This is a genomic window from Mesorhizobium sp. WSM4821 (assembly GCF_055901555.1).
Map to the genome: position 1 here is coordinate 6,976,561 of NZ_CM148371.1, position 14,354 is coordinate 6,990,914.

The window sequence follows — 14,354 nt, forward strand, 5'->3', positions numbered from 1 at the left end:
CGTCATCCGAACACTTCACTGGTGATCGTCCGAAACCAGTCCTGCGCATAGGCGGCCTCCAATTCGCGGACGGAGGGCGGCGCTTCGAGCGGGCTGGTGCCGCCCGCACCCTCGACCTCGGCAAGCAGGCCGTCGCGCGGCTGGTAGACGCCGGCGATCGAAATGCCGTAGCCGGGCGCGACCAGGCTATAGCAGGTATTGATGAGCTTCGGCTGCGCCGGCTGCCGGTCCCTGACCAGGGCGGCGACCGCCGCGGCGCAGGCTTTTGCCTGGGCGTTGGCGCTGAAGGCGGATTTCGGCATCGCCCCGCCGATTGCCGCGTCGCCGACGACGTGGATCGCCGGCTGCAGGCGGGACTCGAAGGTGACCGGGTCGATCGGGCACCAGCCCGTCTGATCCGCGACGCCGGCTGACTGCGCGATCCTGCCCGCGCGCTGCGGCGGGATCACGTTGGCGATATCGGCCTTGTGGCTGTCGAACTCGGTTACCAGCGTCCTTGTCGCCGGGTCGACTTCCGTCACCCTGCCGCCCGAGGACAGCGGCACCCATTCGATCAGGCCGGGATAGAGTTCCCGCCAGGCGGCTTCGAACAGCCGCTGCTTCGAAAAGGCGTCCTTGGCGTCGAGGATGATCAGCTTGGAGCGCGGCTTGCTGGTCTTGAGGTAGTGCGCGATCAGGCTTGCCCGCTCGTAGGGGCCGGGCGGGCAGCGGAACGGGTTGGCTGGCGCTGAGAGGACGACGACCCCACCGTCCGGCATCGCCGTGAGCTGGTCGCGCAGCAGCAGCGTCTGCGCCCCCGCCTTCCAGGCATGTGGCATGATCTCCGCCGCCGCCTCGTCGTAGCCCGGCAGCGCGTCGAAGCGCAGGGCGACACCCGGCGCCAGCACCAGCCTGACGTAGCCGATGTCCGTACCGTCATCCAGCCGGACGCGCCGGCGCTCGGCATCGACGGCGACAGCGCGCCTGCGGATCAGCCCGACATCGCCGAACCGGTCATAGCGGAAGGTCTGCGCCTCGATGCCGCGCAGCCCTGCAAGCACGGCATTGCTGAACGGGCAGGCCAGATAGTCCGCCTCCGGCTCGATCAGCGTCACGGCAAGGTCACGATCCAGCTGCTTCAGTCCGCGGGCGCAGCTTGCCCCGGCAAAGCCGCCGCCGACCACGACCACGTGGGGCTGTGCCTGCGCACGCACCTGCGGCGCGGCAAGGACGGCCGCGGCGACGCTGGCCGCCGCGCCGCCGATCAAGGCTCTACGGCTGGGCATGGCGTGCCGCCTCCGACTTGGTGAGCCATTCGGCGATGGCGCGCGTCTCCTCCTCGGTAAATCCCCTGGCGATGCGGTCCATGACCGTCGCCTCACGCTCACCGGAACGGAAGGCCTGCATCTGGGCGACGATGTCGGCCGCCGCGTGGCCGTCGAGCGAGGGGATGGCTGAGCCGAGCGCCGCTGGCCCATGACAACCGGTGCATGCCGCCGCACCGGGCGCCGCGTCGGCCCATGCCGGCGCGCTAGCCACGAGCGTCATAAGCAAGACGGGCGCGAGCGATCGTTCGCCGCGCCTGTCCTTCGAGCGCTCCACGTCATGCGAGGTCATGGTTCTTCAGCGGCAGCGTGCGGATGCGCTTTCCGGTGGCGGCGAAGATCGCATTGAGGACGGCGGGTGCTGCGACCGCGATGGTCGGCTCGCCAACGCCGCCCCAGAAGCCGCCGGACGGCAGTATGATCGTTTCCACCGCTGGCATGTCGGCCATGCGCACGACCTCGTAGCTGTCGAAGTTCTCCTGTTCCATGCGGCCGCCATTGACGGTGCATTCGCCGTAGATGCAGGCGGATAGACCATAGACGAAGGAGCCTTCGACCTGCCGCTCCACCTGTGCGGGGTTGACGACATGACCCGGATCGGTGGCCGCCACGATACGGAGAATCCTGAGCTGCCCGTCGGTGACCGATACCTCCGCCGCCGCCGCCACATAACTGCCGAAGCCCATGATCTGCGCCAGGCCGCGGTGAACGCCTGCCGCGGGCGGGGTATCCCAGCCGATCCGCTCGGCAACCGCCTCCAGCACGGCGAGGTGCTTCGGATGGTTGGCCATCAGCTTGCGTCGGAAGGCGAGCGGGTCGACGCCGGCCGCATGGGCGAGTTCGTCCATGAAACACTCAACGTAGAGCGCGTTCTGGTTGAGGTTCACGCCACGCCAGAAGCCTGGCGGGATCGGCGGGTTGCGCATGGCATGGTCGACAAGCAGATTGTCCACCGTATATCCCAGCGTGCCTTCCGCGCCATTGAGGACGAGGCCCTGGAAGACCACCGGGTCCATACCGTTCTGCATGCCTTCCGGCCGCACTGCGGCAAGGATCGACTGGCCGGATATGCGCATGTGCAAAGCGGTCAGGTTGCCGTCCGCGTCAAGCGCACCGGTCAGCCGGCATCGCGTGGTCGGATGGTAGGCGCCGTGCAGCATGTCCTCCTCGCGCGACCAGACGAGCTTTACCGGCGCTCCCGGCACCTGTTTGGCGATACTGACCGCCTGACGAACGTAGTCCTGGAAGTTGCCGCGCCGGCCGAAGCCGCCGCCGAGATGGATCTTGTGCACCTCGCATTGCTGCACCGGCAGGCCGGCGGCCTCGGCCGCCGCCGCAAGGCTCGCCTCGCCGTTCTGGGTCGGCACCCATACCTCGCAGCGCTCCGGCGTGTAGAGCGCCGTCGCGTTCATCGGTTCCATGGTCGCGTGGTTCTGATAGGGGAAGGCATAGGTCGCCGTGACCGTCCGGTCAGCCGCGGACAGGGCAGCACCAGTATCGCCCTGCTGGGCGCCGATGAAGGCGTCATTCGCGCCGAGCCCTTCTTCGAGCATCGCCGCGATCGAGGCGCTGGTGACCTGCCTGTTGGGACCTTCGTCCCAGACGACCGGCAGGGCGTCGAGAGCGGTCTTCGCCCGCCACCACGTATCGGCGACAACCGCAACCGCGGTCTCGTCGACCTGAACGACGGTGCGCACCCCGGGCATTTCAGCCACCGCCGCCGCGTCGAAGCTCTCCACCTTGCCGCCGAAATACGGGCAGGCCCGGATCGCCGCGTTGAGCATGTTCGGCAGCTTGAGGTCGACGCCGTAGACCTGGCTGCCGTTGAGCTTGTCGGCGGTGTCGAGCCGCGGCAGCGGCTTGCCGGCTATGGTCCAGTCCTTCGGGTCCTTCAGCGTGACATTGGCAGGCGGCGCCATCCGCGCGGCGGCGGCGGCCAGCTGTCCATAAAAGGTGGCGCGATCCGATGCCGGATGCGTGACGATACCCATCCTTGCAGTGCATTCGCTGGCCGGCACACCCCATTCGGCGGCCGCGGCGGCGATCAGCATCTCGCGCGCGACGGCGCCACCAATGCGAACATATTCGTGCGACTCGCGGATGCCGCGGCTGCCCCCGGTCGAGAAGTTGCCCCACACGCGATCGCGCGCGAGGTTCTGGGCCGGCGACGGATATTCGGTCGTGACCTTGGACCAGTCGCAATTCAACTCCTCGGCGACGAGTTGCGCCAGGCCGGTCAGCGTCCCCTGCCCCATCTCGGAGCGGGCGATGCGGATGACAACCGTGTCGTCGGGCCTGATCACCACCCAGGCATTGATCTCCGGCCCAGTCTCGGCGCCCTCGGCAAGCGCAGGCTTGATGAACGGCAGGTTGAAGCCTAGGGACAGGCCGCCGGCCGTGGTGGCCACGCCGACGATGAAGCTGCGGCGGGAGATGGAAATTATGGCGTTCATGACCGTTCTCCTTCAACCGCGCTGCACAGATTCACCGCTATTGGCGGCCAGCTTGATCGCGGCGCGCACCCGGTTGTAGGTGCCGCAGCGGCAGATATTGGTGATCTCGGCGTTGATGTCCTCGTCCGTCGGATTCGGGTTCTGCATGAGCAGACCCGCCGCGGCCATGATCATGCCGGCCTGGCAGTAGCCGCATTGCGGCACATCGAGTGCCAGCCACGCCTGCTGGACCGGATGCGAACTGTCCGGCGAAAGCCCCTCGATCGTGGTGATTTGCTGGTCCGGCTCGACCGCGCTCACCGGAAGCACGCAGGAGCGCGTGGCGACGCCGTCTATATGGACGGTACAGGCGCCGCAAGCCGCAACCCCGCAACCGTATTTTGTCCCGGTAAGCCCGATCTGCTCGCGGATCACCCACAGCAGCGGCGTGTCCGGATCGACCTCGATATCACGTGGCGCGCCGTTGATGGTTAGTCTGGCCATTGTGCAAATCCTTTCGGTCAAAGGCTGGCGAGGACCGCCGTCCGGATGCCGCGCGGCATGGCCTGGCGGTGAAGACCGGAAGCCCCGGCTAGCGACGAGGCCAAGCTAGCCGGGAGCTGTCGCAGAACCTTGTCCGGACGACCGGTAGTTCATCGCAAGCTGTCGCAGGCGCGAGCCCTGATACATTTCGTTACACTTCTCACGTTTTGTTGAACCCGCGCGAGCTTGCCGCCATGGTGCGGAAGGTGATCATCGGTGTAGACGCGAACTAGATATCGCCGATACTGGCCGACTATTTGGCGGCCTTGGAGCAATGCATGGAAGCAGCGCAGCACATCGCGGTTGTCGACGACCACAGGGACATCCGCGATCTCGTGGGGAAGTACCTTACCCAGCAGGGTTACCGCGTCAGTGTCGCCGACAGCACCGCGGCGCTCAAGCGGCTGCTCGACCGCAGCCTGCCCGACCTCATCGTCCTCGACATCATGATGCCTGGCGAGGACGGCATTAGCGCCTGCCGGCACGTGCGCGGGACGGTCGACGTTCCGATCATCTTCCTTACCGCCATGGCCGAGGAGATCGACCGGATCGTCGGCCTTGAGATCGGCGCCGACGACTATCTGACCAAGCCGTTCAATCCGCGGGAATTGCTGGCGCGGATCAAGGCGGTGCTCAGGCGCGTTCACAGCCTGCCGCCGCAGCGTGGCCGTCTCAAGTCGAACGCGTTGCGGTTCGACCGCTGGACGCTGAATGTCGGCCGCCGCGAGCTGGTTGGGCTCGACGGCGTGGCGGTCGCGCTCAGCACGGCTGAATTCCGCCTTCTGACCGCCTTCATCGAGCATGTCGGGATCGTGCTCAGCCGGGATCAACTGCTCGACCTCACGGTCGGGCGCACCGCCGACGGTTTCGATCGGGCCATCGACAACCAGGTGAGCCGACTGCGCAAGAAAATCGAGGCGGACCCGAAGAATCCGATGCTGATCAAGACGCACTGGGGCGGCGGCTACTGCTTCACGGCCGAGGTGGCCCAGGCATGATGCTGTTGTGGAGACGCAGCCTGGCGGCCCGCTTCCTCATGCTGGTGCTGCTTGCGCTTGCCCTGTCGCAGGCGATCACCTTTCTGATCTCGTGGGACGAGCGTGGACAGGCCCTGCACGCGGCGGCCAAGGGCGAGTTCGTCAGCCGCACGTCGTCCCTTGCCCTTCTGCTGGACACGACGCCGCCCTCGCTTCGGCCCGAAATCCTCAACGTCAGCGGCACTGCCTATACGCGCTTCTGGACCTCGGATGACGGCCCCAGCAATCCCCTCGCCTGGCAACAGGAAGCCCTGACGCAGCTCGCCAAGCCGCTGCCCGGGATCGCCGGCAAGTATGCTGCCTACATGAACGGACAGACTTCGAGCGCAGTCGATGCCGCCGATCCTTCCGTGCCGCCGCGCATGCTGGATTTGTCCGGCAATGGCAGGCCGTTCTCGCGGCCGGCCAAGTTTCTTTATATGGACGCCGCCCCAAACGGCATGGGCCTTTCCGTCCGCCTCGACGACAGCACCTGGCTGAACGCCGCCTACGCCAAGGCGATGCCGAACGCGTTCTGGACGACGCAGTCGGCGATCTCGCTGGCGCTCACCGCACTCATCCTGTCCGCCATAGCGATCTTCGGGGCGCGGGCAATCGCGCGTCCGCTGCGACGCCTGGCCAATGCCGCCGAACTGTTCGGCCGCGGCGAGGCCGTGCCGCGGCTGCCGGAATCCGGCCCGGACGACATCCGCCAGACCGCCGAGGCGTTCAATCGCATGCAGGAGCGCCTGCAGCGCTTCGTCGAGGACCGCACGCGCATGCTGGCGGCGATCAGCCACGACCTGCGCACGCCGCTGACCTCGCTCCGGCTGCGCGCGGAGTTCGTCCAGGATCCCGATCTCCAGGAAAAGATGCTGAAGACCATCGAGGAAATCCAGACGATGACGGAAGCGGCGCTCGCCTTCGCGCGCGAGGACGCCGCGGTAGAGGAGACGCGGACCGTCGATCTTTCGGCGCTGGTCGGCAGCCTCTGCGACGATCTCGCGGAGTTGGGTCAAGACGTCACCGTCAGCGACGGGCCCAAAGTGCTATACCGTTGCCGTCCGGACTCGCTGCGCCGGGCGATCCGCAACCTCGTCGAAAATGCGGTCCGCTACGGCGAGCATGCCGAGGTGAGCCTGGTCAGGAGTGCCGACAGCCTTGACATCGTGATCGAGGACGCCGGATCCGGCATTCCGGCAGGCGACATGGAACAGGTGTTCGCCCCCTTCTTCCGCCTGGAGCAGTCGCGCAACCGGGAGACCGGCGGCGTCGGCCTCGGCCTGTCAATTGCCCGTGCCATCGCCCGCCATCACGGCGGCGACATCGTGCTGGAGAACCAAAGCAAAGGCCTTCGCGCGGTCCTCAGGCTGCCGCTGATCGACATGGCCAAGCAGCTTGCACCGGCGCCTGTGCCTGAGACCGCTCCGACCGGACTGCGATCCTTGCCGGTTTGACCGAAATCCGTCCCGCGATCGGAGCACGCTCTGGCGCGCCACGAACCGATCATCGCCGCGGCAACGAAGGACAAGTCACCGCCCGCATCTTCCCCAGCACCTTCCTTGGCCCTGCCGCCGCTCTCGCTGATGGCGGCTGGTCCTGCCGGAGCTTCCGGTCACCAGCAAACCCCTCCCCCAACGTTCTGCAGAGGTCATACGATGAACCGTTCACAAGCCACGACACGCAACCACATCATTTCCGCCGGAACTGCGGCCGCGTCACTGGCGACGTCTGTCACGCGAGCGCGCGCGTTCCTGACTGGGCTTTTCGCCGCCGGCCTGCTGTTGCCGGCCGCCGCTTTCGCGCAGCAGGCTGATGGGGAGCGGCTGTTCCGGCAACGCTGCGGCACCTGCCACAGCCTGGAGCCCGGCCAGAACAGGGTTGGCCCGCATCTGTCGGGCGTCATCGGCCGCACGGCCGGGTGTGGAGGGCGGCCGCTATACGGTGGCGTTGCGGGAGTCGGGCATCGTCTGGGAAGGCGGCACCCTTGATGCCTTTCTCGCGGCACCGCGACAGGCGGTGCCAGGCACGTCTATGACAGCGGGCGTTGCCAATGCCGCCCAGCGGGCAGCGATTGTCGCCTATTTGGAAGGTGGGGTCACGCGGTAGCGTCCGGCCCGCACATTCAACGACCTGCGAGATTCATCGATGGCGGCACGATTTTCCTGCGCCGCATGTCCAACCACCCTCGTTGCATGGAGGGTGACTGGACATTTTTTGGATCGGGCAAGTTCAGTATATTAACGGCCCGCCCATGGTGCACGACCCTTATGGACCTTGCCGGGCTGTGGTTGTCCTTCTTGCGAGGCCACCACGGGCAGCGGCAAGGAAGCCGTATGACTCGTATCCAAGGTCATTTCGCTTTTGTCGACATCAGGAGCGAACCCGCGGGTCGGGTCGCGGTCCGGGTTTTGATTGGCAGCGAAAGAGACCCCTGTCGACAAGGCGAGAAGGGCGAAAGCCGTTACAAGTTTCTTCATCGTATTTTCCTTTCTTGGAATGAGCGGACCGCCAACAGGCGCCTCGCGCGGTGTTGACTCCCGCTTGCGAAACCGCTGTCGGCTTTCTGTCTCGTCACCATGACGAGGCTTCCTGCTCACGATTGAAACTTACGCCACGCCTGTCGCAGGGATTTGCCCGAGTACGATCGAAATGTACCCGAATGTATGCGAATCTACGCGAGAGCCTCGTAGTTCTTGGATTTCGGGTCGCTTCGACAAATTTGGCTACAATTTTTATCGGCCGGCCATCGTACGCGCACAGCCGACGGGCGTTTGAAAAGGCCACACTGGTGACGGCTTGTCGCCGTTCGGTCACATGTGACATTGTGGCGATGCATTCGCGCATCGAGTCTTTTAAGTGCCACCCGATGGAAGGAGGAGTTATCGTGAGCCGCCTCGACCGCTCGCTGATTGCTGGGCTGTCTCCATTCCAGGGCGTGGCTCCGGCGGACCTCGATCGCATCCTTCAGAAGGCCCGTTCGTTGCGGATAGCGAAGGACGAGGCGGTTTTCGAGCAAGAAGGCGAAGCCCATTCCTTCTTCCTCCTGATCGCAGGGCATGTCCGCGTGGTGAAGACGACACCGGACGGTCAGCAGGTGATCGTGCGCTACATCAGTCCGGGGGAATTGATGGGCATCGCCCAGGCATTGGGCCGATCCACTTATCCGGCGAGCGCGATCGCAGCGGTCGATTGCGTGGCGCTGGCCTGGCCGAGCAATCTCTGGTCGAACTTCGCAACCGCTTTCCCAAATTTTGGCACCAACACCTATAAAACGGTGGGGACCAGGCTTAACGACACGCACAGCCGGGTCGTCGAGATGGCTACCGAGCAGGTGGAACAGCGCGTTGCCCATGCGTTGCTACGTCTCGTCAAGCAGACCGGAAAGACCACGGATGAAGGCATTCTCATTGACTTTCCGATCTCACGCCAGGACATCGCGGAGATGACCGGCACGACGCTTCATACGGTCAGCCGCCTGCTCACCTCCTGGGAAGACAAGGGTCTGGTCAAGAGCGGCCGCCAGAAAGTGACTATTGTCGAACCGCATCGCCTGTTCCTGCTTGCGCAGGGACGCGCGGAGAAGAGTTGAAGCGACCTATCCCTTCATGGCATCGACCAGATCGTGGACGAGCCGTGTTTCGTCCACCTGATGCTCTTTGGCCGCATCCGCAGGCGTGTGAAAGGATGCAATGGGACAGCCCACACAAAGCAATCCATGATCAAGAACCACGCGAATGGTGTCCGGCCACTCGCGCATGATTGCGTCCATCGTCATGTCATCGTGAAACTTCGGTTTCATGGCTCCTATCCGCTCCTGGAACACCATCATCAGGCATCGGAGCGCCCCCGTCATTGCGGATCAGCAAACAGAAACCAGATTGGCGATGACGAGGGCAGACACCGTCTTTCCTTCCGGCATCATGACCGCGAGTTGACGATGATCGTCGATCATGATGGCGAGATCATCAGCCAAGAACTGACCGCGGCCGCACCCAGACGGAAGCGGACTTGAGCGGGACGCCGTCAGAGAACGGCATGCTGAGTGGCCGAACAGATAGAACATCCACGATCAAATACGGCATCTCGCCGGGCCGGATTGCCAACATCGCGGCCTTCGCGATCGATCAGCCCGAGGACACCACGATCAACGAGTTCACAGTGGGCCGGCCAACCAGCCGTTAAGAAGGGCGGCGGGTGCTTTCGATCTTCAAACCGTTTGTCAAACCAGTAGCGGGGTGAGTGCACCATCGCCGCCGTGCAAGGCTGAACAGGCCTAGCAGCTCACTGCAAATCAGCCATCTCATACAGCGGCCGGATTTCGATCTCGCTCGGTCCCGGCATCGGATTGGGGCAGCGTTTCACCCAGGCGACCGCCTCGTCCATGTCCTTGACTTCCCAGAGCCAGAAGCCGGCGACTAGTTCCCGGGTCTCGGCGAAAGGTCCGTCGATGACCGTACGGCCTGGACCATCGAACGCAACACGCTTTCCCTGCGAGGAGGGCTTGAGGCCGTCGGCGGCGAACAGGATGCCGGCATTGCGAAGCTCGTCGTTGAATCTGCCCATCTCCGCCATCGCCTCGCTCGCCTCGGGCGTGGGGAGAAAGCCCTTTTCGCTGTCGTCGGTCGCCTTCACCAGCACCATCACACGCATCGTCTGTCTCCTTGTTGAGCCGGCCCTCATCGGCCTGGTATCGGAACGACGAACGGGATCTTCGGAAATCGACATCGTCCGGCATTTTTTCGACAATTGAGGCGCAGTGCGCAAGCGGCCGCTTCCAGGTCAAGGGATCGCGATGGCGCGATGACGGGATTGAAGCGCGCAACGGCCTCGCCTTGTGCACGCTTATTCTCCGTTGGAGCAGCCTGGCCCTTTGGAGCGATTTTACATCATTCGGCAGACGGGCATTGTTCGAACCTGCGAGTTCCGAGAGGAAAAACGCCAGCCCAGCGGGAATGGGGACGCGGAGGGCTGCGCTTCTGCTAGCTTACAATCTGTTCGGCGACAGCTTCTTCGAGGCCAGCTGCCGCTAGGGCGGCAAGACCGCTGGCCGCTGCTTGTGAATCGTAAAATTCCTCGAGAGCATAGACTCTGCCCCACCGCAGGGTGAACACGTGGAGACCGCGGTTGACGTACGGCGCGTCGCCGTTGAGCAGCGTTGCGGTGCCGTCCCACCGGGCAAACACGGTGGTATGCCACGGCCAGCCCTTCACCCAGATATGGTTGACCGTGAGATGGAGGTTGGGCAGGACGCGGCCGAGGCGCTCAAACCAACGGCGCACGGCTTCTTTGTCGTGGCGCTCACCACCAAGCGCGTGGGCGCCGCAAACGCGGTGATGGACATGCGGCACGAGTGATTTCACCGCCTCATCCCAGCGATGGCTGTTGACGTGGTCGAAGCTCTGTCGGATCGATTTCTCGACAAAATAACTGTATAGCATTTGACTTCTGCTCCAGACTTATTTGGTGGCGTGATCGAGGGTGCCGTGTGGCGCGCCGCGCGGACGCAAGAGCCCGCGGCCGGCAGCAGGCAGGCTGCGGTCTGCACGTCGGGTCAACGCATTGTCGCGTCGGCCCGCAGATGCGTGTCAGTCTCGGTCGAGACCGTCACCTCCTCGCCCGACCTTGAGAACGCGTAAAGCCAGTCCTGGTGGCCTGGCATGGAAAATGCCACGGAGTCGCCGTCGGCGAGGCCCATGACGACGCGCAGCGGATCGCCTCCGATCTTCGGCGCGAAGGTGGCGGTGACCTCCAGGAGGTCGCCGTGCACCGGGACGTAGTAGACCACCATGTCGAGGTGTCCCTCGTGCAGGCTGCCGCCTTCGATTGGGCGTCCGATGGTTGCTTCCCCGGCAAAAGCCGGGGTTGCAAGAAACAGCGCGGCCAGAAGCGATGTGCTCAGGGTTTTGCGGATCATCTCATAATCTCCGTTTTTAGATTGCGTTCGACCTCTATATAGGATATAGATTACGAATGCAATCTAAAAAAGGAGATGACGATGCGCGTAAGTCGCAGTCAGGCCGCGGAAAACCGCGAAACCGTGATCAATGTGGCAAGTCGCCTTTTTCGGGAGCGAGGCTTTGACGGCATCGGCCTCAAGGATCTGATGAAGGGTGCCGGGCTGACCCAAGGCGCCTTTTACAAGCAATTCGCGTCAAAGGAGGACCTGGCTGCGCAGGCGTCCAGGCGGGCGATGGAGAGCGCTACCCACCGATGGTCGGCCGCGACTGTGGCAAAACCCGAGGATCCGCTTGGCGCGGTGATCGCGTTCTATCTCAGTATGGACCATCGCGGAGAAAAGATGGACGGCTGCCCGATCGTGGCGCTCGGTTCGGATGCCGCCAGACAGGGCACGGACGTGAAAGCGTCGTTCGAAGCCGGGATCAAGCAGCATCTCGAGATCCTCGGCCGCTTCATTGCCGAGACCAATGGCGAGGATACCGATGGCAAGGCCATGGCCATTCTCTCGACGATGGTCGGCGCGCTGATGTTATCGCGCGTCGTCAACGATCCCGACCTCGCGCAGGCCCTTCTGGATGCGGCGACCGATCAGGTTCGCGAAACCGCCGGGCGCTTGAACGGCGTGGCAGCGCCGACGGCGCACCCAAACTGATAGGAAAATAGATGCGACGGATTGTCGTTACGGGCATGGGAGCGGTCACACCCCTTGCTGCCGATGTTGAAACGTCCTGGTCGCGCCTGCTTGCCGGCCGCTCGGGCATCCGGAGGCTTCCGGACGATTTGGTGCGCGACCTGCCGGCGAAGATTGGCGGCGTGGTTCCCTCCCTGGAAGAAGATCCAGACGCTGGTTTCAATCCCGATGTCATCCTGTCTGCGAAGGATCAGCGCAAGGTAGATCGGTTCATTCTCTTTGCACTTGCTGCGGCAGAAGAGGCACTTGCACAGGCGAAATGGGAGCCTGCCCTGGAAACGGATCGCCTGCGCACAGCAACGATCATCGCTTCAGGCGTCGGCGGATTCCCCGCCATCACCGCGGCGGTGCGCACGGTCGACCTGCGTGGCGCCCGCCGCCTGTCGCCCTTTACGGTGCCGTCCTTCTTAGTGAATCTCGCGGCGGGCCACATCTCGATCCGTCATGGCTTCAAAGGTCCATTGGGCGCACCGGTGACGGCGTGCGCCGCCGGCATCCAAGCGATCGGTGACGCGGCCCGTCTTATCCGCGCGAACGAAACTGATATTGCCGTGTGCGGGGGCACGGAAGCCTGCATGAACATCGTCAGTCTCGGTGGGTTTGCTGCCGCACGCTCTCTTTCGACCGGCCTCAATTGGGCGCCGGCTCAAGCCTCGCGGCCTTTCGACACGTTGCGGGACGGCTTCGTGATGGGCGAAGGGGCCGGTATCCTGGTCATCGAGGAATTGAGCCACGCGATTGGTCGCGGTGCGAAACCGCTCGCCGAGTTCGTCGGCTACGGCACGACGGCGGATGCTCATCACGTCACCTCCGGTCCCGAGGACGGCGACGGCGCGCGCCGTGCCATGGAGATCGCAATTGCCCAAGCCGGTATTTCGGCGCGTGACGTTCGCCACCTCAATGCGCATGCGACCGCCACGCCAGTGGGCGACCTGGGTGAGATCGAAGCGATAAAAAGCGTATTCGGGCGCGATTTCGAGATTGCTGTCAGTGCAACGAAATCGGCGACCGGACACCTGCTCGGAGCCGCCGGCGGGCTTGGAGCCATCTTCGCAATCATGGCGCTCAGGGATCAGGTGGCACCGCCAACGCTCAATTTGAGTGCTCCGGATCCAGCCGGCGACGGGATCGACTTCGTCGCAGACCAGGCCCGACCAATGGGAATGGATTACGCGATCTCTAATGGCTTCGGCTTCGGAGGAGTCAATGCCAGCGCGCTGTTCCGACGCTGGACCAACTGACCGGCGCGAGCACCGAACGAAACGCAATCCAGCACAAAGAAAGAGGTGATTTCATGAACAACACCAATCTTGGCGTCGCCCTGGTGACGGGCGCATCCACCGGCATCGGGCATGCAACCGCCAAAGCCCTGCAGAACGCGGGCTTTCGCGTGTTCGGAACCAGTCGTCGTGCCGTCGCCCAAAGGAGCGACGGCGTTACCATGCTGACTTGCGACGTGACCGACGACGCGTCCGTGGCGAAACTGGTCGATGACGTGCTGGCCGAGGCCGGGCGCATCGATCTGCTTGTCAATAATGCTGGCATGGGTCTGCTTGGTGGCGCGGAGGAGTCCTCGATGGCCCAGGCTAAGTCGTTGTTCGACGTGAACGTCTTCGGCGTTTTCCGCGTGACCAACGCGGTGTTGCCGATATTGCGACGCCAAGGGAAGGGCAGAATCGTCAATTTGAGCTCGGTGCAGGGTTTCATCCCAGCTCCCTATTTCGCGCTCTATTCGTCGACCAAACATGCCGTCGAAGGCTATTCCGAATCGCTTGACCATGAGCTGCGCGCGTTCGGAATTCGCGTTATATTGATCGAGCCCGCCTATACTCGTACGTTATTCGAAGATAATCTCGCCAAGCCGGATCAGTTGCTTGATATCTATAACTCTGCGCGCTCTAGCATGAATGTAGTCGTGCGGAAAGCGATGGAAAAGGGCGACGCGGCCGAAGTGGTAGCCAAGACCGTTTTGGCGGCTGCGACCGATCCCGCTCCGAAGAGGCGCTATGCGGCAGGAAAAATGGCGCGCCAAGTCAGTTTTCTGCGCCGTTTCGTCCCCGCATTCGCATTCGACAAGAGCCTGCGAAAGCAGCTCGGGCTTCCGGTCGAACGTCGACGAGTTCCACATCTACGAAAGAGCATCCCATGAAGATCGGTATCATCGGCGCTGGGAACATCGGCACCACATTGGCGCAAAAGCTTGCCGCAACCGCCATGAGGTCAAGCTCGCCAATTCGAAGGGGCCGGCGTCCGGCGCCGCGCCCAGGCCGTCTCGAAAAAGTACCGTCACCGCCCCAGTTGAGGCATTAGCCGGAAGCCATCGCGATCGACAAGCAACCGGTGTTGCACACACCCTACTGCCAGGCGATGTGTTGCGAGCGCTGGCATCCACTCGATTCCTGCCGAA

Annotated in this window: 17 protein-coding genes; 8 read left to right on the forward strand and 9 right to left on the reverse strand. The window is 63.8% G+C overall.

Annotated elements, in window-relative coordinates; genetic code table 11:
• Positions 1–2: 2 nt before the first annotated feature.
• From AC0NID_RS34005 to AC0NID_RS34020, 4 genes are read right to left on the reverse strand one after another with little or no spacing between them, the layout of a single operon-like run.
• A complete protein-coding gene (locus AC0NID_RS34005) occupies positions 3–1,265 on the reverse strand; it encodes an NAD(P)/FAD-dependent oxidoreductase (protein WP_473454923.1) in 1,263 nt (420 codons plus the stop codon).
• Positions 1,252–1,596 carry a c-type cytochrome gene (locus tag AC0NID_RS34010; RefSeq protein ID WP_473454924.1) on the reverse strand — a complete coding sequence of 115 codons (345 nt, stop codon included), beginning with the start codon at positions 1,594–1,596 and terminating at the stop codon, positions 1,252–1,254. The genes AC0NID_RS34005 and AC0NID_RS34010 overlap by 14 nt, the downstream gene beginning before the upstream one ends.
• Positions 1,583–3,757, reverse strand: a complete 2,175-nt coding sequence (locus AC0NID_RS34015) for a xanthine dehydrogenase family protein molybdopterin-binding subunit (RefSeq protein ID WP_473454925.1) — start codon at positions 3,755–3,757, stop codon at positions 1,583–1,585. Before AC0NID_RS34015 ends, AC0NID_RS34010 begins: the two co-directional genes overlap by 14 nt.
• Before the next feature lie 12 nt (positions 3,758–3,769).
• Positions 3,770–4,240 carry a (2Fe-2S)-binding protein gene (locus AC0NID_RS34020; RefSeq protein WP_473454926.1) on the reverse strand — a complete coding sequence of 157 codons (471 nt, stop codon included), beginning with the start codon at positions 4,238–4,240 and terminating at the stop codon, positions 3,770–3,772.
• 317 nt (positions 4,241–4,557) lie between these two features.
• Between AC0NID_RS34020 and AC0NID_RS34025 the strand changes: the two genes are divergently transcribed.
• The 3 genes from AC0NID_RS34025 (at position 4,558) to AC0NID_RS34035 (ending at position 7,286) form a co-directional block, all read left to right on the forward strand.
• Positions 4,558–5,277, forward strand: a complete 720-nt coding sequence (locus AC0NID_RS34025; protein WP_473454927.1) for a response regulator — start codon at positions 4,558–4,560, stop codon at positions 5,275–5,277.
• The gene (locus tag AC0NID_RS34030) at positions 5,274–6,752 is read left to right on the forward strand and encodes an ATP-binding protein (RefSeq protein WP_473454928.1); all 1,479 of its coding nucleotides are present in this window, start codon (positions 5,274–5,276) and stop codon (positions 6,750–6,752) included. Before AC0NID_RS34025 ends, AC0NID_RS34030 begins: the two co-directional genes overlap by 4 nt.
• A gap of 201 nt (positions 6,753–6,953) precedes the next feature.
• Positions 6,954–7,286: a c-type cytochrome gene (locus AC0NID_RS34035; RefSeq protein WP_473454929.1), complete on the forward strand. Its 333-nt coding sequence runs from the start codon at positions 6,954–6,956 to the stop codon at positions 7,284–7,286.
• A 249-nt stretch (positions 7,287–7,535) separates the two neighbouring features.
• Here the strand turns inward: AC0NID_RS34035 and AC0NID_RS34040 are convergent, their stop codons facing one another.
• Positions 7,536–7,775 (reverse strand): hypothetical protein, encoded by a 240-nt coding sequence (locus AC0NID_RS34040; RefSeq protein ID WP_473454930.1) that lies wholly within the window; start codon positions 7,773–7,775, stop codon positions 7,536–7,538.
• 407 nt (positions 7,776–8,182) lie between these two features.
• On the opposite strand from AC0NID_RS34040, the gene AC0NID_RS34045 reads away from it, so the two are divergent.
• On the forward strand, positions 8,183–8,887 hold the full coding sequence (locus tag AC0NID_RS34045; RefSeq protein ID WP_473454931.1) for a Crp/Fnr family transcriptional regulator: 705 nt from the start codon (positions 8,183–8,185) through the stop codon (positions 8,885–8,887).
• Positions 8,888–8,893: 6 nt separating this feature from the next.
• Here the strand turns inward: AC0NID_RS34045 and AC0NID_RS34050 are convergent, their stop codons facing one another.
• Positions 8,894–9,097, reverse strand: coding sequence for a DUF1858 domain-containing protein (locus AC0NID_RS34050; protein WP_473454932.1), 204 nt, complete (start codon positions 9,095–9,097; stop codon positions 8,894–8,896).
• Here AC0NID_RS34050 and AC0NID_RS34055 point away from each other — a divergent pair.
• The gene (locus tag AC0NID_RS34055; RefSeq protein ID WP_473454933.1) at positions 9,014–9,310 is read left to right on the forward strand and encodes a DUF6522 family protein; all 297 of its coding nucleotides are present in this window, start codon (positions 9,014–9,016) and stop codon (positions 9,308–9,310) included. The genes AC0NID_RS34050 and AC0NID_RS34055 overlap by 84 nt on opposite strands.
• Before the next feature lie 269 nt (positions 9,311–9,579).
• Here AC0NID_RS34055 and AC0NID_RS34060 read toward each other — a convergent pair whose 3' ends face one another.
• The 3 genes from AC0NID_RS34060 to AC0NID_RS34070 form a co-directional block, all read right to left on the reverse strand.
• Positions 9,580–9,948, reverse strand: a complete 369-nt coding sequence (locus tag AC0NID_RS34060) for a YciI family protein (protein ID WP_473454935.1) — start codon at positions 9,946–9,948, stop codon at positions 9,580–9,582.
• A gap of 329 nt (positions 9,949–10,277) precedes the next feature.
• On the reverse strand, positions 10,278–10,736 hold the full coding sequence (locus AC0NID_RS34065) for a nuclear transport factor 2 family protein (protein ID WP_473454936.1): 459 nt from the start codon (positions 10,734–10,736) through the stop codon (positions 10,278–10,280).
• A 113-nt stretch (positions 10,737–10,849) separates the two neighbouring features.
• Positions 10,850–11,212 carry a hypothetical protein gene (locus tag AC0NID_RS34070; RefSeq protein WP_473454937.1) on the reverse strand — a complete coding sequence of 121 codons (363 nt, stop codon included), beginning with the start codon at positions 11,210–11,212 and terminating at the stop codon, positions 10,850–10,852.
• Positions 11,213–11,293: 81 nt separating this feature from the next.
• On the opposite strand from AC0NID_RS34070, the gene AC0NID_RS34075 reads away from it, so the two are divergent.
• From AC0NID_RS34075 to AC0NID_RS34085, 3 genes are read left to right on the forward strand one after another with little or no spacing between them, the layout of a single operon-like run.
• Entirely contained in the window at positions 11,294–11,908 is a 615-nt protein-coding gene (locus tag AC0NID_RS34075; protein ID WP_473454938.1) for a TetR/AcrR family transcriptional regulator, read from the forward strand.
• 11 nt (positions 11,909–11,919) lie between these two features.
• Complete coding sequence (gene fabF, locus AC0NID_RS34080; protein ID WP_473454939.1) at positions 11,920–13,188, forward strand: beta-ketoacyl-ACP synthase II; 1,269 nt, start codon at positions 11,920–11,922, stop codon at positions 13,186–13,188.
• A 53-nt stretch (positions 13,189–13,241) separates the two neighbouring features.
• Positions 13,242–14,096, forward strand: coding sequence for an oxidoreductase (locus AC0NID_RS34085; RefSeq protein WP_473454940.1), 855 nt, complete (start codon positions 13,242–13,244; stop codon positions 14,094–14,096).
• Positions 14,097–14,354 lie beyond the last annotated feature (258 nt).